Source organism: Streptomyces sp. HSS9-12, assembly GCF_054963655.1.
The window spans coordinates 16,635-32,268 of the sequence record NZ_JBUEGC010000008.1 but is presented as its reverse complement, the minus strand read 5'-3'; the positions used below and the strand labels follow the sequence as shown (position 1 = coordinate 32,268).

Annotated in this window: 14 protein-coding genes; 6 read left to right on the top strand and 8 right to left on the bottom strand. The window is 70.4% G+C overall.

Features of this window, described 5'->3' with window-relative positions:
* Position 1: 1 nt before the first annotated feature.
* From ACY34J_RS06285 to ACY34J_RS06270, 4 genes are read left to right on the top strand one after another with little or no spacing between them, the layout of a single operon-like run.
* The gene (locus tag ACY34J_RS06285; RefSeq protein ID WP_462725638.1) at positions 2 to 997 is read left to right on the top strand and encodes an alpha-ketoacid dehydrogenase subunit beta; all 996 of its coding nucleotides are present in this window, start codon (positions 2 to 4) and stop codon (positions 995 to 997) included.
* Between the two features lie 2 nt (positions 998 to 999).
* Positions 1,000 to 2,367: a dihydrolipoamide acetyltransferase family protein gene (locus ACY34J_RS06280; RefSeq protein ID WP_462725637.1), complete on the top strand. Its 1,368-nt coding sequence runs from the start codon at positions 1,000 to 1,002 to the stop codon at positions 2,365 to 2,367.
* A complete protein-coding gene (locus ACY34J_RS06275; RefSeq protein ID WP_462725636.1) occupies positions 2,364 to 2,606 on the top strand; it encodes an acyl carrier protein in 243 nt (80 codons plus the stop codon). The genes ACY34J_RS06280 and ACY34J_RS06275 overlap by 4 nt, the downstream gene beginning before the upstream one ends.
* Positions 2,607 to 2,620: 14 nt before the next feature.
* On the top strand, positions 2,621 to 2,860 hold the full coding sequence (locus tag ACY34J_RS06270) for a hypothetical protein (RefSeq protein WP_462725635.1): 240 nt from the start codon (positions 2,621 to 2,623) through the stop codon (positions 2,858 to 2,860).
* 106 nt (positions 2,861 to 2,966) lie between these two features.
* On the opposite strand, the gene ACY34J_RS06265 is transcribed toward ACY34J_RS06270, so the two are convergent.
* The 3 genes from ACY34J_RS06265 to ACY34J_RS06255 form a co-directional block, all read right to left on the bottom strand.
* Positions 2,967 to 4,184: an MFS transporter gene (locus ACY34J_RS06265; RefSeq protein WP_462725634.1), complete on the bottom strand. Its 1,218-nt coding sequence runs from the start codon at positions 4,182 to 4,184 to the stop codon at positions 2,967 to 2,969.
* Between the two features lie 214 nt (positions 4,185 to 4,398).
* Complete coding sequence (locus tag ACY34J_RS06260; protein ID WP_462725633.1) at positions 4,399 to 5,142, bottom strand: CBS domain-containing protein; 744 nt, start codon at positions 5,140 to 5,142, stop codon at positions 4,399 to 4,401.
* A gap of 226 nt (positions 5,143 to 5,368) precedes the next feature.
* Positions 5,369 to 5,884, bottom strand: coding sequence for a hydrogenase maturation protease (locus ACY34J_RS06255; protein WP_462725632.1), 516 nt, complete (start codon positions 5,882 to 5,884; stop codon positions 5,369 to 5,371).
* A gap of 410 nt (positions 5,885 to 6,294) precedes the next feature.
* On the opposite strand from ACY34J_RS06255, the gene ACY34J_RS06250 reads away from it, so the two are divergent.
* On the top strand, positions 6,295 to 8,013 hold the full coding sequence (locus tag ACY34J_RS06250; protein WP_462725631.1) for a sensor histidine kinase: 1,719 nt from the start codon (positions 6,295 to 6,297) through the stop codon (positions 8,011 to 8,013).
* Between the two features lie 3 nt (positions 8,014 to 8,016).
* Here the strand turns inward: ACY34J_RS06250 and ACY34J_RS06245 are convergent, their stop codons facing one another.
* From ACY34J_RS06245 to ACY34J_RS06230, 4 genes are all read right to left on the bottom strand, one after another.
* Positions 8,017 to 8,706 carry a response regulator gene (locus tag ACY34J_RS06245; RefSeq protein ID WP_462725630.1) on the bottom strand — a complete coding sequence of 230 codons (690 nt, stop codon included), beginning with the start codon at positions 8,704 to 8,706 and terminating at the stop codon, positions 8,017 to 8,019.
* Positions 8,707 to 9,005: 299 nt separating this feature from the next.
* Positions 9,006 to 9,644: a hypothetical protein gene (locus tag ACY34J_RS06240; protein WP_462725629.1), complete on the bottom strand. Its 639-nt coding sequence runs from the start codon at positions 9,642 to 9,644 to the stop codon at positions 9,006 to 9,008.
* 186 nt (positions 9,645 to 9,830) lie between these two features.
* Positions 9,831 to 11,027: a M20 metallopeptidase family protein gene (locus ACY34J_RS06235; protein ID WP_462725628.1), complete on the bottom strand. Its 1,197-nt coding sequence runs from the start codon at positions 11,025 to 11,027 to the stop codon at positions 9,831 to 9,833.
* A gap of 81 nt (positions 11,028 to 11,108) precedes the next feature.
* Positions 11,109 to 12,440, bottom strand: a complete 1,332-nt coding sequence (locus ACY34J_RS06230) for an MFS transporter (RefSeq protein ID WP_462725627.1) — start codon at positions 12,438 to 12,440, stop codon at positions 11,109 to 11,111.
* Positions 12,441 to 12,542: 102 nt separating this feature from the next.
* On the opposite strand from ACY34J_RS06230, the gene ACY34J_RS06225 reads away from it, so the two are divergent.
* Positions 12,543 to 13,625, top strand: coding sequence for an Lrp/AsnC family transcriptional regulator (locus tag ACY34J_RS06225; RefSeq protein ID WP_462725626.1), 1,083 nt, complete (start codon positions 12,543 to 12,545; stop codon positions 13,623 to 13,625).
* Between the two features lie 182 nt (positions 13,626 to 13,807).
* Here the strand turns inward: ACY34J_RS06225 and oxc are convergent, their stop codons facing one another.
* Positions 13,808 to 15,541, bottom strand: coding sequence for an oxalyl-CoA decarboxylase (gene oxc, locus ACY34J_RS06220; RefSeq protein ID WP_462725625.1), 1,734 nt, complete (start codon positions 15,539 to 15,541; stop codon positions 13,808 to 13,810).
* Positions 15,542 to 15,634 lie beyond the last annotated feature (93 nt).

Sequence of the window (15,634 nt, the reverse complement as noted above, 5' to 3'; positions counted from 1 at the left end):
CATGGAGACTGGCAGGTCCGAAGACCGGAAGACGACCTACCGGGAGGCCCTGCGCGAGGCCCTGCGCGAGGCCCTGCGCTCGGACGAACGCGTCTTCCTGATGGGCGAGGACGTGGGCCGGTACGGTGGGTGCTTCGGCGTCAGCCTCGGCCTGCTGGAGGAGTTCGGGCCCGAACGGATCCGCGACACACCACTGTCGGAGTCGGCGTTCGTGGGTGCCGGTATCGGCGCGGCCCTGTCCGGGATGCGGCCGATCGTCGAGATCATGACGGTGAACTTCAGCCTGCTCGCTCTCGATCAGATCCTCAACAACGCCGCCACCCTGCTGCACATGTCGGGCGGCCAGCTGCCCGTCCCGCTGGTGATCCGTATGACGACCGGGGCGGGTCGCCAGCTCGCCGCGCAGCACTCGCACAGCCTCGAGGGCTGGTACGCGCACATCCCCGGCATCCGCGTGCTCGCTCCGGCGACCATCGAGGACGCACGCTACATGCTGGCCCCGGCCCTGGCCGACCCCGACCCGGTACTGATCTTCGAACACGGCAGCCTCTACAACGCCGCCGGTGAACTCGCCCCCCGCACCGCTGCTGTGGATCTGGACCACGCCGCGGTGCGCAGGCCCGGCACCGACATCTCCCTGATCACTTACGGGGGTTCGCTGCCCAAGGTGCTCGCGGTCGCGGACGAGCTGTCCGCCGAGGGCATCAGCGCCGAGGTCGTCGACCTTCGCACGCTGCGGCCCCTGGACGGTGAGGTCATCGCCGCGACCGTAGCCCGTACGCACCGCGCCGTGGTCGTCGACGAGGCCTGGCGCACGGGCAGCCTCGCCGCCGAGGTGTCCGCCCGTATCGCCGAACGATCGCTCTACGAACTGGACGCGCCCGTCCAGCGGGTGTGCAGTGCGGAGGTCCCCATTCCGTACGCCCGGCGGTTGGAGGAGGCCGCCCTGCCGCAGACCGACGACATCATCGCGGCGGCGCACCGGGCGGTGGACTGACCATGGCCGAGTTCACCATGCCCTCGCTGGGCGCCGACATGGATGAGGGGACACTCCAGGAGTGGCTGGTCCATCCCGGCGACCGAGTCCGTAAGGGGGATCCGGTCGCGGTCGTCGAAACCGCGAAGGCCGCGATCGAGGTGGAGTGCTTCGAGGCCGGGACAGTGGGGCAGCTGCTCGTCGAGCCGGGCGTGACGGTGGCGGTGGGCACACCACTGGCAGTGATCGAACCGGCGGCACGAGAGCCGGCGAGGCCGAAGCGGCCCGAGGAAGCACGGCCGGAGCGGCGCACGGCGGAGCGCCCGCGGACACCGGCCCCGTCCGAGCCGGCCGCCGTCGGTACTCCGGTGCCTTCGGTCGAGCCCGCCCAGGAGCCCGTCCACAGCGAGACGGGCCCGCTGATCCGGCATCTCGCCGAGCGGAGCGGCATCGGCTTGGAGACTGTCCACGGATCCGGACGCGGAGGGCGCATCACCCGCGCCGACGTCGAGCGAGCCGCCGCGGCCACCACGCCTTCGCGGGTCCGGGCCACCCCGCTGGCCCGACGGCTGGCCGCCGAACTGGACGTCGACCTGGCGGCGGTGACGGGTAGTGGCGAACGTGGCGCCGTCCGTGCCGTGGACGTCCGCAACGCGGCCCCCGGCCCGGCGGCCGCGACCGCACCGACGCGCGGCAGCGTGGCTCCGGCACGTCCTTCCGAGGAGCGGACGGCGGCGATGCGTCGCTCGATCGCAGACCTGATGGCCCGCTCCAAACGGGAGATCCCGCACTACTACCTGTCCACGACGATCGACATGGCCACCGCGATGGACTGGCTGCACGAACACAACAGGCGCAGTCCGGTCGGCGAACGGCTGCTTCCCGCGGCCCTGCTGCTCAAGGCCGCCGCTCTGGCGGCTGGGGAGGTTCCGGAGCTCAACGGCTTCTGGACCGGCGGCCGCTTCGTCGCAGGCGGCGGAGTACACCTGGGGGTGGCGGTGTCCCTGCGCGGTGGCGGGCTGGTGGCCCCCGCGCTGCACGACGCCGACACCCTCGGACTCCCGCAGCTGATGACCGCTCTGAAGGACCTGGTTGCCCGCGCACGTACGGGCCGGCTGCGGGGATCCGAGGTGTCCGACTCCACGATCACGGTCACCAATCTCGGTGACCAGGGAGTGGAGAGCGTTTTCGGTGTGATCTACCCGCCGCAAGTGGCCCTGGTGGGCTTCGGACGGGTCGTGGACCGGCCGCGCGCGGTCGACGGCCTCCTCGGCGTGCGGCCTGTGGTCACGGCCACGCTCGCGGCGGACCACCGAGCGACCGACGGTGCCGTAGGGGCCCGCTATCTGACGGCGGTCGACCGCCTCTTGCAGAACCCGGAGGAGCTATGAACCGCGCAGAAGCACTGGAGGTCGTCAGGGATTCGATCGCCCGGGTCATTCCCGGCGCCGAGGTCACCGTTCTGGGGCCCGACGACACATTCCGGGACGCTCTCGACATGGATTCCCTGGACTTTCTGAGCTTCGTCGAGACCCTCACCGAACGCACTGGCATACGCGTCGAGGACGAGGACGCGCCGCAGCTGACCACGCTGTCCCGCAGTGCCGACTTCCTCGTCAACCAGACGTAGTTGGGAGGCAACTGATGACTGAGAACACCGAGCCGGGCCGCGACGTAGGTGCGACCGGAGCAGCCGACCGGGAACCGGTCAGCGTGCATGGACGCCTGAGCCTCCTGGAGTCCCAGGTGCAGACCCTGGCCCAGGCCGTTCGTGCACTCGCCGAAGGTCTGGAGGAAGCCCCCTCCGAAGACGTCGACATGCAGGAAAGGACAGCCCGAGGGGCGCGCCTGGCACACGAACTCCTGCTCTCGCAAGGGCTGTAGCCCGGGAGTAAGGGCCGGCCGCCGCCTCTGTGTACCTCGGCGGACAGGCCCTCTCACGGGGCCGGAACCCGACGGACCCGACGGGCAACGCGCGAGCAGCGATGGGTCAGGTCTGTTCGGTCGCATGGGCGTGTCTGCGCACGACGGTTGCGGTGAACGCGCCGGCGGCGGCCGCGGTGACGGCTAGCAGTACGTATCCCCAGGAGTAGTCGTTGGTGACGCTCTTGATCGCGCCCATCACCAGGGGCGGGAAGAAGCCGCCCAGCCCGCCGGCGGCGCCGACGACACCGGTGACCGAGCCGACCCGCTCCGGGGGCACCAGGCGGGCGACGAGGGCGAAGACGGCGCCCGCGCCGGCGCCCAGACCGGCGGCCATCCCCAGGAAGGCGGCCGTGCCGATTGGGATCAGGGCCGTCTCAAGGGCCGCCACCAGCGCACATACGGACACCATGGCGTAGGCGGTCACGAGCACCGGAACGGGATGCGTCCGGTCGGACAGCCACCCGCCGAGGGGACGCATGGCGACGGCCAGCACCACGAAGCCAGCGGTTCGCAGCGCGGCGTCGGAGCGCCCGAGCCCGTACGCGGTGGTGAGGTAGCTCGGCAGGTAGACGCTGAACGCGACGAAGCCACCGAAGGCCACGGCGTAGAGAAATGCCAGTTGCAGGGTGGCGGGCATGCGCAGCGTGGCCGCCGTACGGGTCAGCAGCGAGCCAGCCGCGACCTTACGGCCCGGCTTGTCGCGGAGAAGGAGGTGGGCGGTGAGGGCATAGCCGGCCAGCAGGCCGGCGACCAGGTCGAAGGGGAAGCTTCGCCCGACGGCTTCGGCGAGCTGGACGGTGGTGAAGGACGCCAGGGCAGTGCCACCAGTGCCGATGCCGAAGATACCAAGAGCCAGTCCGCGCCGCTCAGGCGGATACCAGGCGTTGACGAATGGCACGCCGATGGCGAACGTCGTGCCGCCCAGGCCGAGGAAGAAGCCGCCCACGAGCACCTCGGCCAGGGAGTCGGCCAGGTGGCCCAGATAGAGCACGGCCAGGATCGTCAGGGCGGCGACGAGGGGGAACATCCGGCGGGCGCCCACGCGGTCGGTGAGGGCGCCGGCAGGGATCCGGCCGAGCGAGCCGACGATCACCGGCACGGCCACCACCAGAGACTGCTGGAAGGCGGTGAGATCAAGCTCCTCCCGGAGCGCCGGGCCGAGCGGCGCCAGCAGAGCCCACGCCCAGAAGCAGAGCCCAAACCCGGCCGTGGCCAGCGCCAGCATCAGTGCCGGCTGCGGGGACGCCGCCGAATCCGGTCGCCGCGCGGTGCTCCGCGTCATGCTGCCTCCTTATCCACGAGGAGGCTTCCACGGCCGCCGGCTCGCTGACATCGCGGTACATCCGAACGGGCTGGTCATCGTCCCCTCGCGCCGCGGGCGCCCCTCCCCGGGTGCGGCTTCGTCCGGGTCCACGCGGCCTTTCAGCGAGACGCGGGTCGGTACACGGAAACCACTCGGACGGCTCGACCTGGTCCGAGGGTGAGAGCACGCCCCATTACGGCGGGGTGGGGGAGCCGCCGGCGATGCCGTACAAGGTCTGTTCGACCGGCCGCAGATGGGAGTCGTCAATGCGGTAGGTAAGCCTGTCGACGACCGCGACCACGCCATCCAGTTCCTGCGTCAGCCGGACCGCGATCGGGACTTCACTGCGGCGTTCCAGCTGCCCCTTCAGCGTCACCACGCCCTCGAGCACCTGTACATCGATGGTGTCCGGAGTCAGCCACAGAGCCTCGACGAGTACCCCGTCGATCACCTCTCGGCGGATCTCCGCATCCGGTCGCAGGAAAACCCCCAGAAGATCACGTCGGGTGACGATGCCGACCAGACGGTCCTCCTCGTCGACCACAGGGAGGCGCTCGACGCGATGCTGGACCATCGTACGGGCCGCAGCGGCGATGCTGTCGTCGGCGTGGACGGTGATGGCAGGAGCTGACATCAACTGCTCGGCGGTCACAGCGCGCTTCTTGACGATCGTCGGGCCCGCTGCGCGGCGAAGCCGGGCCAGCCGGCTCGGCAGGTGACGAAGGCCGCGTCCGCCCCCTCCTGCCTCCAACGCGGCCTGCCGGAGCATGAGATCGCTTTCGGAGATCACTCCGACGACCCTGTCCTCGGGGTCGACCACTGGCAGTCCGCTGATGCGGTGCTCAGCCAGCAGCCTCGCCACCTCCTTGAACGGAGTACCCGGGGTCACCGACACCACATCACTGACCATCACAGTGCCGAGCTTGCGATGCTTCATCGCTGTTCCCTTCAACCCTCGGTGCCGGGGGCGCCGACTCTGTGACACTCCCGCGGCACGGCCAACGTCCGCTCTCAGCGTGCGACCGGCCGCCCGCCGCTCCTAGGGCCTCCAGGGGCGTCCGTATGGGCCGACCGGCCCTTCTGCGACAGCGGCGGGAGATGCGGGCACCCCCACCGGTAGTGCCTGCCGCTGAGCAGCCGCTGCTGTTGTGCCTGCAGCGCTCTCAGCCGCCTGGTCGAAAACCGAGCGCGGCGGCAGCCCGATGCCGGACGATGTCTGCCTCGATGCGCTCGGCGAGCGGTTCGACCGCGGCCGCCACAGACGGGGTCAGGCCGGTGCCCAGCGAGTTGTCAGCGCCTTCCACGGCGTACACGATCAGGTGGCCCGGCAGTCGGCCCAGGGCTCGTCCAAGGTCCACGGCTTCTCCGAAACCGAGCCCGTGCGAATCGACAGGGCCGGATTGCCATAGCTTCTGCCGGTCCATCTCCAGCCGGTGGACACGCCCCGGATGGGCCGGGCGGGCATGGGCAGTGTCGACGATCAGAACGAAGTCGGCGTTCTCCCACAGTCCGATCAGCCGCCCAGGGTCCTCGTCGCATTTGGCGAGTGAGGTGCCAGGGGGTAGCGGTCGTGCGGTCGCCCGTTCCTCCAGTTGGGCGATCACGTCCAGGCCCACGCCGTCGTCCCGCCGGAACTCGTTGCCGACGCCTATGACCGCGATGTGTGCGGAGACAGCCATAACTCCCTCTCCCTCCCCGCGTTACGACTCCACCGTGACCGACATCCGCGGTCCGAGCGTTGGGCCGAAGGTCCCCGAGGCGGCCCGACAGGCCCACGGCGGCTCCCGGTGGCCCGGGTCAGCCCAGTCGGCTCAGGGCGGGTGCATGGCGGGAAGGCAGCCGCACCCGGACGTCCCAGACCTCGTCGGCGACGCCGCGACCAGGGTCCGCCGCGGGAAGGTCTCGCCAGGTGTTGCCACCGGCGTGGCCCGTTGTGGCCGGCGCGGCCGGGACGCTGTCCCCCGGGGTTGTCGGGCGGTGGCCCGGCCGGTCGGCCCCTGGTGCCCGCATCGGCTGGCGCTCGAGCGGACCCGCCGGATACTGGTGAGGTAACAGTCACCGACTCCGCACAGGGTCTGGCGAGCCACCCATGGGCATAGAAGGCGTGAGGGGTGCCGAGCACCTGCCCCGCTTGCGGCTCGATGAGCTGCTGGACGAGCTGCAGATCCGCATCGACGAAGTGCGCGGAACGCAGGAAAGGCTGCACAGCCTGCTCGAGGCGGTCCTGGCGATCGGACGCGAGCTCGATCTGCGCCATGTGCTCCAGCACATCGTCGAGGCGGCTGTGGCTCTGGTGGATGCCGAGTACGGGGCCCTCGGCGTGATCGGCGAGGACCAGAAGCTCGCCCAGTTCCTCCCCGTCGGTATGACCGAGCAGCAGATCCGGGCCATCGGACATCTACCGGAAGGCCACGGAATCCTGGGCGAACTCATCCGCCACCCCGACCCGCTACGGCTCCCCGAGCTGTCGGACCATCGGGCCTCCTACGGCTTCCCGGCCCACCACCCGGAAATGCATTCCTTCCTGGGCGTGCCGATCCGCGTGCGCGACAAGGTCTTCGGAAACCTGTACCTCACGCAGAAGCGCGGAGCGAAGGAGTTCGACGCCGAGGACGAGTCGGTGATCTCCACCCTGGCCGTCGCGGCCGGCGTGGCCATCGAGAACGCCCGGCTGTACGAGGAGGCGCGGCGCCGCGAGCAGTGGCTGCAGGCCAGCCGCGAAGTCACCGCCAGCCTGTTGTCGGGGGCACCGCAGGCGCAGGTACTCGGACTGATCATCGACAATGCGCGGCGCATCAGCTCGGCGGACCTGGCCGCTGTCGCGGTGCCTCTGGAGGCTGCCGATGAGTTCCAGGTGGCCTTCGCCGTCGGCGCCGGCGCGGACTCGCACATCGGCCTCGTAGTACCCCGCGACAGCTCCTTCCTCGGAGCAGCTGTCACCACGGGTGAACCGGTCACGAGCGGCGACATCGCGCACGACCCCCGGACCACCTCACCTCCGGCGCGCTGGGCCGGCCTGGGCCCTGCTGCAGCGGTGCCGATGGGTACCAGCGACGGGGCGCGCGGCGTACTGCTGCTGGCCCGGCAGTCGGGAGCGGACGAATTCTCCGATTCCGAGACCGCGGCCCTCCTCGGTTTCGCAGGACAGGCGGCAGTGGCGCTGGAACTGGCCGAGCGGCGCAATGACGCCGAACAGATCGCTCTGCTGCGGGACCGGGACCGCATCGCCCGTGATCTTCACGATCTGGCCATCCAACGATTGTTCGCCACGGGGATCACGCTGCAGAGCCTGCAGCGCTTCGTGGCGCACCCCGAGGCGGCCGAGAGGCTGCTGCGGGCCGTGGACGACCTGGATTCCACGATCAAGATCATCCGTTCGACGATCTTCGGCCTGCGCTCACGGCCGGGGACCGGTGCTGCGCCGGGGCTCCGGGTACGCATCGCCAAGACAGTCGAGGAAGCCGTCCCTTCCCTCGGATTCACCCCTGCGCTGCGGATGGAGGGGCTCGTCGACACCGACGTGCCCCCGGTCGTCGCCGACCAGGTAGTTCCCGTCCTGGGCGAAGCCCTGACGAATGTCGCACGGCATGCGGACGCCACGTCCACCGACATTTCCCTGGTGGTGGGGGCAGATGGCCTGGAGCTGGTCGTTACGGACAACGGGCGCGGCATGCGGGGCGGCGGCCGGCGCAGCGGCCTGCGGAACCTTGCCGAGCGGGCCCGCAGCCTCGGCGGCGAGCTCACACTTGAAGCGCCGTCTGGCGGGGGCACACAACTCGTCTGGAGTGTCCCACTGCCGGACCGGTGAGCATCAGGCGTGATCCCTGGAGTCCGAGGTCAGGCCTGCGGCCAGTACGGCAGCCTGGACGCGGCGCTCCACACCCAGCTTGGACAGCAAACGAGAGATGTGGTTCTTCACTGTCTTCTCGGAGAGGAACAGCTGCTTCCCGATCTGCCGGTTGGTGAGCCCCGTGCCGATCAGATCAAGGATCTCCCGCTCGCGCGGCGACAGCCCGGACAGGGGCTGACCCTCCTCCTTGGGCTCGCCTTCGTGACGGAGGCTGCGCATGAGCCGGGCGGTGGTCGCCGGATCCAGCATGGACTGCCCGGATGCGACGGTCCGCACCGCGTCGACCAGGTCGGACCCCTTGATCTGCTTCAGTACGTAACCGGCCGCGCCCGCCATGATCGCATCAAGCAAGGCATCGTCGTCATCGAACGACGTGAGCATGAGACAGGCCAGCTCAGGCATGCGCGACCGCAGCTCCCGGCACACAGAAACGCCGTTGCCATCCGGCAGCCTCACATCGAGCACGGCCACGTCGGGGCGCAGGGCAGGCCCGCGGGCGACGGCATGATCGATGGTCGCGGCCTCGCCGACCACCTCGATGTCCGGTTCCGCGTCGAGCAAGTCCTGCAGACCACGCCTGACGACCTCATGGTCGTCCAGCAGGAACACCCTGATCGGCCTCTCCTCGGAGAACACCCGGACCTCGTCCATCACGGCCCCCTGACATCGTGCGCGGTGACCTTGTCACCACCATCGCGCATGCCGCGCCGTGCGCATAGGCCGAACGGCCCCACCAGAGCTTGAAGCTCCCGACGCCGTGCGATTCGGCCGGTCCTCGGACTGAGCGGTTCGGTTGCATGCCAAGGCGAGCCGCACGACGACCACCTCTGCTGCGGACCACTGGGCGGCTTCCGCGGCTACCAGCGGCTCCACCGCCCCCGGCACCGGCGCAGCCGGGTTGCCGTTCGATCGGCCGGCCGTGCACAGCAGTGTCGTGGCGCGGCGGACCCTCAGGGGTACTCGCTGTTCGCCTTCTCGAGGTCCTCGACGGCGAGGGTGGCCATCCTGCGGACCGTCCTCTGCATCTGCTCCTGTTCCTTGCTGCCGGCCCGCACCCCGTAGATCTCGTACCTGAGGTGGACCGTCGCGTTACCGCTGCAGACGTACACCTCGTATCCGGCGGTGTCCGTCCAGATCTCCGCCGCCTCGTCCCCGATCTCCCGAAGGTGGGCCACGTCCACGTCGAACATGTGGGCACTTTCGATCTGGTTGCGTTGCCAGTTCGCGGCCGCATCCCGCCCCGAGGCGCTGGTGGTCGCGGCGTGCAGCTCGTACTTCAGGTCCAGCTCAATGTCCGCCACGTCGTCCGAGGTCCACCGTGCCCAGCGCCTCTGGGGCGTGTTCTGCTCGGACTCCTTGCGCAGGAGCTCGCGGAGGTGGTTGATCCCCTCATCATCGCTGTTGAGGATGGCGTCGCCCCTGGGCAGCACGGTGTACGGGTCGGTGCGGCCGTTGTACGTCGGCATGAAGTAGGACCACGCGGCCCACCCGCCCAGGCCCACGATGGCCAGTACGGCGACGAGCGCGGCGACGAGCGCGGCGACGAGTTTCCCGCGCCCCTTCCGCCCCGTACTGGGCGCAGGCGGCACCGCTCCCCAAGGGTGATGGAAAGTCACCGCACTCCCCCACTTCCCCGGATCCCGCAGCCGTCCCCTGGCAGGCGAGACCGTCCAGGTCCCGGCACTCTGCTCTCGGCTGGAACATGCCAAATATTAGCGTGCCTGGCGCGCCGCCGCCCCGCTGAGGATCGACCAGGAACACCTACCGGGTGGGGGTCACCCGGCCGTGAGCCGCAGCCGGTCCATCGCGAGCCGGGCGTAGAGCGCGGCGCCGTCGGCCAGCACCGACTCGTCGAAGACGGCCAGCGGGGAGTGGTTGTTGGGCGCGTCGGCCGGGTCGGCGCCGCGCGGGGTCGCGCCGAGGATGACCATCGCGCCGGGCACCTCGTCCAGCACCCGCGAGAAGTCCTCCGAACCGTGCAGCGGCTGGGGCATGGTGCTGAAGCGCTCCTCACCGTGCAGTTCGGCGACCGTACGGGCGACGAAGTCGGCTTCCCCGGTGTCGTTGACGGTCACCGGGTAGAGTTCGGCGAACTCCGCGTCGGCCTGCAGGCCGTGAGCTGCGGCGATCCCGCGGCACAGCTGTACGGTGCCGTCCTTGACCCGGGCTTGTGCCTCGGCGGAGAAGGTGCGGACGGTGGCCTCGAAGGTGGCGCTGTCCGGGATCACGTTCTGCCGGGTGCCCGCATGGAAGGTGCCGACGGTGAGCACCACCGGGTCGAAGACGTCGAAGGTGCGGCTGACCCAGGTCTGCAGCGCGGTGACCATCTCGCAGGCGGCCGGAACCGGGTCCTTCGCGCGGTGCGGCATCGAACCGTGGCCGCCGGCACCGCGTACGGTCACGGTCAGGACATTGGACGCGGCGAGCGCCGGGCCGGAGCGGGTGGTGAAGTGCCCGGCCTCGTGGCCCGCCGACATCACATGGATCGCGTACGCGGCCTCGGCCCGGCGGCCGGAGGCGTCCAGCACGCCTTCCTCGACCATGTACCGCGCCCCGTCGAAGCCCTCCTCCCCGGGTTGGAACATGAAGACGACGTCACCGGCCAGCCAGTCGCGGTGCTGGGCCAGCAGCTGGGCCGCCCCGGCGAGCATGGTGGTGTGCAGGTCGTGGCCGCAGGCGTGCATGTTCCCGTTCTCGGAGGCGAAGTCCAGCCCGGTGCGCTCGGCTACGGGCAGCGCGTCCATGTCGCCCCGCAGCAGCACGGTCGGGCCGGGCCGGGCGCCGCGCAGCACAGCGGTGACGGAGCTGAGCCGCGTGCCGGTGGACACCTCCAGACCGAGGCCGTCGAGGGTGGTCAGCACGGTCTCCTGTGTGCGGGGCAGGTCGAGGCCGGTCTCGGGGGCACGGTGCAGGGCGTGGCGCAGCTGGACCAGATCGCCCTGCAGGGAGTGGGCGTCCTCGAGCAGGTTCATGGGGGTGGTGCTCCTCGTCGGGGGAATCGGTGCTGAGGGCCCCGAGCCGGGGTGATGGCTCGGGGCCCGGGCGACGGTGGCTCAGGGCCGGGGTTCGCGGACCAGGAAGGTCGCGACAAGGGAGATGACAGATGCGCCGGCGGCGACCCACGGCACCAGACCGATCCGCCCGGCGGCGGCGAGGGCCTCGGCGAGCAGCGGGAACGTGCCGCCGAAGAAGCCGACCGCCAGGGTGAAGGGAAGGCCCATCGCGACGACGCGGATCCGGACCGGGAAGAGCCGGGCGAAGAAGACGTTGGCGAGGGCGAGCGGGGCGGCCAGACAGAGCAGCAGAAGCAGCGTCGCCACCCAGACCGGCAGGGCGCCGGAGGCCATGGCCTCCATGAGCGGGACCGTGCAGAGCGCGAGCAGCGCCATGCCCGCGCGGAAGGTGTTGGCCGCGCCGAGCCGGTCGCCGAGCAGGCCCGAGCAGACCATGGCCAGGATCAGGCCGACCAGCGGAACGATCATGGACGCCGTACCCAGGGCGCCGGAGATGACGCCGAGATTCTCGGCGTACTGCGGCAGGTAGGTCGTACCCAGGTAGTAGCTGACCGTGGTGCCCAGCGTCATCAGGAAGACGGCGATCATGTTCGGCGTCGCGGCGCGGTAGAGGGCCCTCCGCTCGGCCTTGTCGACGGCCTGGTCGTCGGCGGGCCGCGCGTCGCGCTCGAACTCTTCGGACTCGTCGGCCGTACGCCGCACCCACAGCGACAGCAGCCCCATGAGGCCCGCGATCACGAAGCCGATGCGCCAGCCGCCTTCGGTGACCCCGTCCTTGCCGAGGACGGTGAGCAGGAGCGTGAGCACGCCGAAGCAGAGGATGTTGCCGATCACGACTCCGCTGTAGGAAATGCCGCTGTAGACGAAGCGCAGCCTCCGTGGCGCGGTCTCGGTGACGTACGCGGCGACGCTCGGGTTCTCCCCGCCCATGGACAGCCCCTGGACCAGCCGGATGGCCACCACCAGGACGGGCGCGAGGACGCCGATGGTTGCCGCGGTGGGCAGCGCGGCGAGCAGGAACGACGCGGCGGAGATCAGGCCCATGGACAGCATCAGCCCGAAGCGGCGGCCGCGCCGGTCGCTGATCCGGCCAAGGATGTAGGAGCCGAAGGGGCGAACCACGAAGCCGACAGCGAAGCCGAGGTAGGCGCCCAGCAGTTTGGCGACCGGGTCGTCGCCGGGGAACATCTGGGCTGCGAAGTAGGGGGCGAGAACGGCGTAGATCGTCCAGTCGAACGACTCGACGACACCGCCGACGGTGGCGGCGAGGAGTTCCCGCCGGCCATGGCCGTGGGATACGGCGGGCGCGGCCGGTGCCTCCGGCGCGGCGTCACGGGCAGTAGGGCTGGTGTCCAGCGATTCGTGGGCCATGCGAACCTCCTCCTGGGGCTGGCGGACAACCTGCACTGGAAGCCGGTTCTGTAGAAGAGATACCCTGCAAAATGCAGGATTCGGCAATGAAGGACCCGCATCATGCAGGATTCGACGACGGCAGTACACGGTTCGGAGGACAACGGTGCCTTCCCCGAACCGCTCACCCCGCTGGACGAGACCCTCGTCCACGCCTTGCAGATGGCGCCGCGGGCGTCGTGGAGCGTGCTCGGCCAGGTCCTGGGGGTCGACCCGGTGACCGTCGCCCGCCGCTGGGAGCGGCTCCACTCCTCAGGTAGGGCGTGGGTCACCGCGTACCCGGGGATTCGGCTCCAGCAGCTGATCGAAGTAGCGCTGGTCGAGATCGACTGTCGGTCCGGCGAGGTGGAGTCGGTCGCCGACGCCCTCAGCGCCGAGCCGCAAGTCGTCACCGTCGAGCACATGGCGGGCGGCCGCGACCTGCTGGTCACGGTGTTCACGCCGGATCTGGGCGAGCTGTCGCGACTGATCCTGGAGCGCATCGCCCGGCTGCCCGGCGTGGTCGCCACCCGGGCGCAGCTGACCACGCGGGTGTTCGGGGAGGGCAGCCGGTGGCGGCTGCGGGCGCTCACCGGGGCGCAGCAGCAGCAGTTGGCCGGCGCCACGCCCGCGTCCCGTAAGCCTCCGTATGCCACGGCCCGCAAGCCCGACGCCGCCGACCGGGCCCTGATACGGGCCGTCGCTGCCGACGGCCGCCGCACCGCCTCCCAACTCTCGGAGGAGACCGGCCTGAGCCCCGGGACCGTACGCCGTCGCCTCAGCCGGCTCATCGGCGAGGGCGAGCTGGTGCTGCGCTGCGAGGTCGCCCGCGAGCTCACCGAGTGGCCGGTGTCCGCCACTCTGTGGGCCCGCGTACCGGCCGATCGCCTCGAGTCCACGGCCCGCGGGCTGCTGTCCCTCGCCGAGGTCCGGCTGTGCGCCTCGATCACCGGCCCGCACAACCTGCTGTTCACGGTCTGGCTGCGGTCGGTGGCCGACGTCCAGCGGCTGGAGGCCCAACTGGCCGAGCGGCTGCCCCATCTGACACTGCTGGACCGGGCCATCGCACTGCGGCAGGTGAAGCTGATGGGTCGGCGGTTGGGGCGGGGCGGACGTGCGGTCGGGGTGATCCCCTTGGACGTCTGGGCCCTCCCGCCGGCCCTGTAGGTGCGTGCATCTCGTCCGCACTGGTTACGCGGCATGTCGGAGGCGATTCTGGAGACCCCCGATGTCACGGCACGCACACGGTCGTCGGGGGCCTCGGCGATCACGCGGTGGCCGCTTCCGGCCGTATCGGGCCCGGCACGGGGATCACGTGCCGGGCCGTACGATCAGCAGCCGCTGAGTGCTCAGCTCTTGGCGGAGACGCCCTTCGGGTTGAGGTGGGCGATGTTGCCGCTCTCCGTCCCGTCCGCAGGGTCGATCACGCAGTCGATGAGAGCAGGTCCGCCCGCTGCCAGGGCCTCCCGGAGGGCTGTGGCGACCTCCTCGGGCGTCGTCGCCTGGTAGCCCTTGCCGCCGAATGCCTCGATCATGATGTCGTGGCGGGCCTTGAGGGCGGTCGGCGCCGGGTCCCCGGAGGGGGAGGCCTCGTCGCCGCGGTAGACACCGCTGTTGTTGAGGACGACGGTGACGACGGGCAGGTTGTAGCGGCAGATGGTCTCCACCTCCATGCCGCTGAACCCGAAAGCGCTGTCCCCCTCGATGGCGACGACCGGCTGGCCGGTCTCGACGGCGGTGGCGATTGCGAAGCCCATGCCGATGCCCATGACGCCCCAGGTACCGCTGTCCAGCCGGTGGCGCGGCACCTGCATGCCGATCGTGTTGCGGGCCAGATCGAGCGCGTTGGCCCCTTCGTTGACGACGTAGGCCCGGGGGTTCTCCTGCAGGACATCGCGGATCGCCTGCAGCGCACCCAGGAACTTCATCGGGTGCGCGGTCTTGGCGGCCTCGAGACGTCCGGCCATCTTGCCGACGTTCTTTTCCGAGCGTGTGGCGAGCTCCTCCCGCCACTCGGCCGCAACCGTGATCCGGCCGGGCTTGCTCCGCTCGAGCAGGGCCTCCATCACCGAACCGATGTCCCCTACGAGCGGGGCCGCGATGGGCTGGTTGCTGTCCATCTCGGCGGCCGCGATGTCGACCTGGATGAACGTGGCGTCCGGGCTCCACTGCGGCGCGTCGCCGTGGCCGAGCAGCCAGTTCAAGCGTGCGCCGACGAGCATGACGACGTCCGCCCTGCGCAGCGCCAGCGACCGGGCGGTGGCCGCCGACTGCGGGTGGTCGTCGGGCAGCAGGCCCTTCGCCATCGACATGGGCAGGTACGGCACACCGGTGCTCTCGATGAACTCCCGGATCTGCTCGTCCGCCTGTGCGTACGCGGCCCCCTTGCCGAGCACGACGAGCGGGCGCTCGGCGGTCGCGAGCAGGTTGATGGCGCGGTCCACGGCCTCGGGTTCGGGCAGCTGGCGCGGCGCCGGGTCGACGACCCGCCACAGCGACGCGGCGCCCTTCTCCGCGTCGATGACCTCGCCGAGCACCGCAGCCGGGATGTCGAGGTAGACGCCCCCGGGCCGTCCGGACACCGCGGTGCGGATCGCGCGGGCTATGCCGCGGCCGATGTCCTCGGCCCGATGTACTCGGTAGGCCGCCTTGGCGAAGGGTTTGGCCGCCGCCAGCTGGTCCATCTCCTCGTAGTCGCCCCGCTGGAGGTCGACGAGGTGCCGCTCGCTCGATCCCGAGATCTGGACCATCGGGAAGCAGTTCGTGGTGGCGTTGGCGAGGGCCACGAGCCCGTTGAGGAAGCCCGGCGCGGAGACCGTCAGGCAGATGCCCGGCTTCTTCGTCAGGAATCCGGCCGCTGCCGCCGCGTGCCCGGCGTCGCTCTCGTGGCGGAAGCCGACGTAGCGGATGCCTGACCTCTGCGCGACGCGAGCAAGGTCGGTGATCGGGATGCCGACGACACCGTAGATGGTCTCGACGTCGTTGAGCTTGAGCGCATCGACGACCAGATGGATCCCGTCGGTGAGAGCGGCCGAACCGCCAGCGTCGCCTGCACCCGAGTCCGGTATGGAAGCGTCGGTCATGGTCAGGATCCCTCCCTGGGATGTCACGCCTCTGATGCGAATACTGTATCCAGTATCCTCAGTGCAGAGTCCGGGAGCAAGGATTCGTAGGGC

Bases quoted from the DNA above. Each gene is read 5' to 3' on its own strand.
- ACY34J_RS06285 (WP_462725638.1), top strand. From the start codon at position 2: ATGGAGACTGGCAGGTCCGAAGACCGGAAGACGACCTACCGGGAGGCC.
- ACY34J_RS06280 (WP_462725637.1), top strand. From the start codon at position 1,000: ATGGCCGAGTTCACCATGCCCTCGCTGGGCGCCGACATGGATGAGGGG.
- ACY34J_RS06275 (WP_462725636.1), top strand. From the start codon at position 2,364: ATGAACCGCGCAGAAGCACTGGAGGTCGTCAGGGATTCGATCGCCCGG.
- ACY34J_RS06270 (WP_462725635.1), top strand. From the start codon at position 2,621: ATGACTGAGAACACCGAGCCGGGCCGCGACGTAGGTGCGACCGGAGCA.
- ACY34J_RS06265 (WP_462725634.1), bottom strand. From the start codon at position 4,184: ATGACGCGGAGCACCGCGCGGCGACCGGATTCGGCGGCGTCCCCGCAG.
- ACY34J_RS06260 (WP_462725633.1), bottom strand. From the start codon at position 5,142: ATGAAGCATCGCAAGCTCGGCACTGTGATGGTCAGTGATGTGGTGTCG.
- ACY34J_RS06255 (WP_462725632.1), bottom strand. From the start codon at position 5,884: ATGGCTGTCTCCGCACACATCGCGGTCATAGGCGTCGGCAACGAGTTC.
- ACY34J_RS06250 (WP_462725631.1), top strand. From the start codon at position 6,295: ATGGGCATAGAAGGCGTGAGGGGTGCCGAGCACCTGCCCCGCTTGCGG.
- ACY34J_RS06245 (WP_462725630.1), bottom strand. From the start codon at position 8,706: ATGGACGAGGTCCGGGTGTTCTCCGAGGAGAGGCCGATCAGGGTGTTC.
- ACY34J_RS06235 (WP_462725628.1), bottom strand. From the start codon at position 11,027: ATGAACCTGCTCGAGGACGCCCACTCCCTGCAGGGCGATCTGGTCCAG.
- ACY34J_RS06230 (WP_462725627.1), bottom strand. From the start codon at position 12,440: ATGGCCCACGAATCGCTGGACACCAGCCCTACTGCCCGTGACGCCGCG.
- ACY34J_RS06225 (WP_462725626.1), top strand. From the start codon at position 12,543: ATGCAGGATTCGACGACGGCAGTACACGGTTCGGAGGACAACGGTGCC.
- oxc (WP_462725625.1), bottom strand. From the start codon at position 15,541: ATGACCGACGCTTCCATACCGGACTCGGGTGCAGGCGACGCTGGCGGT.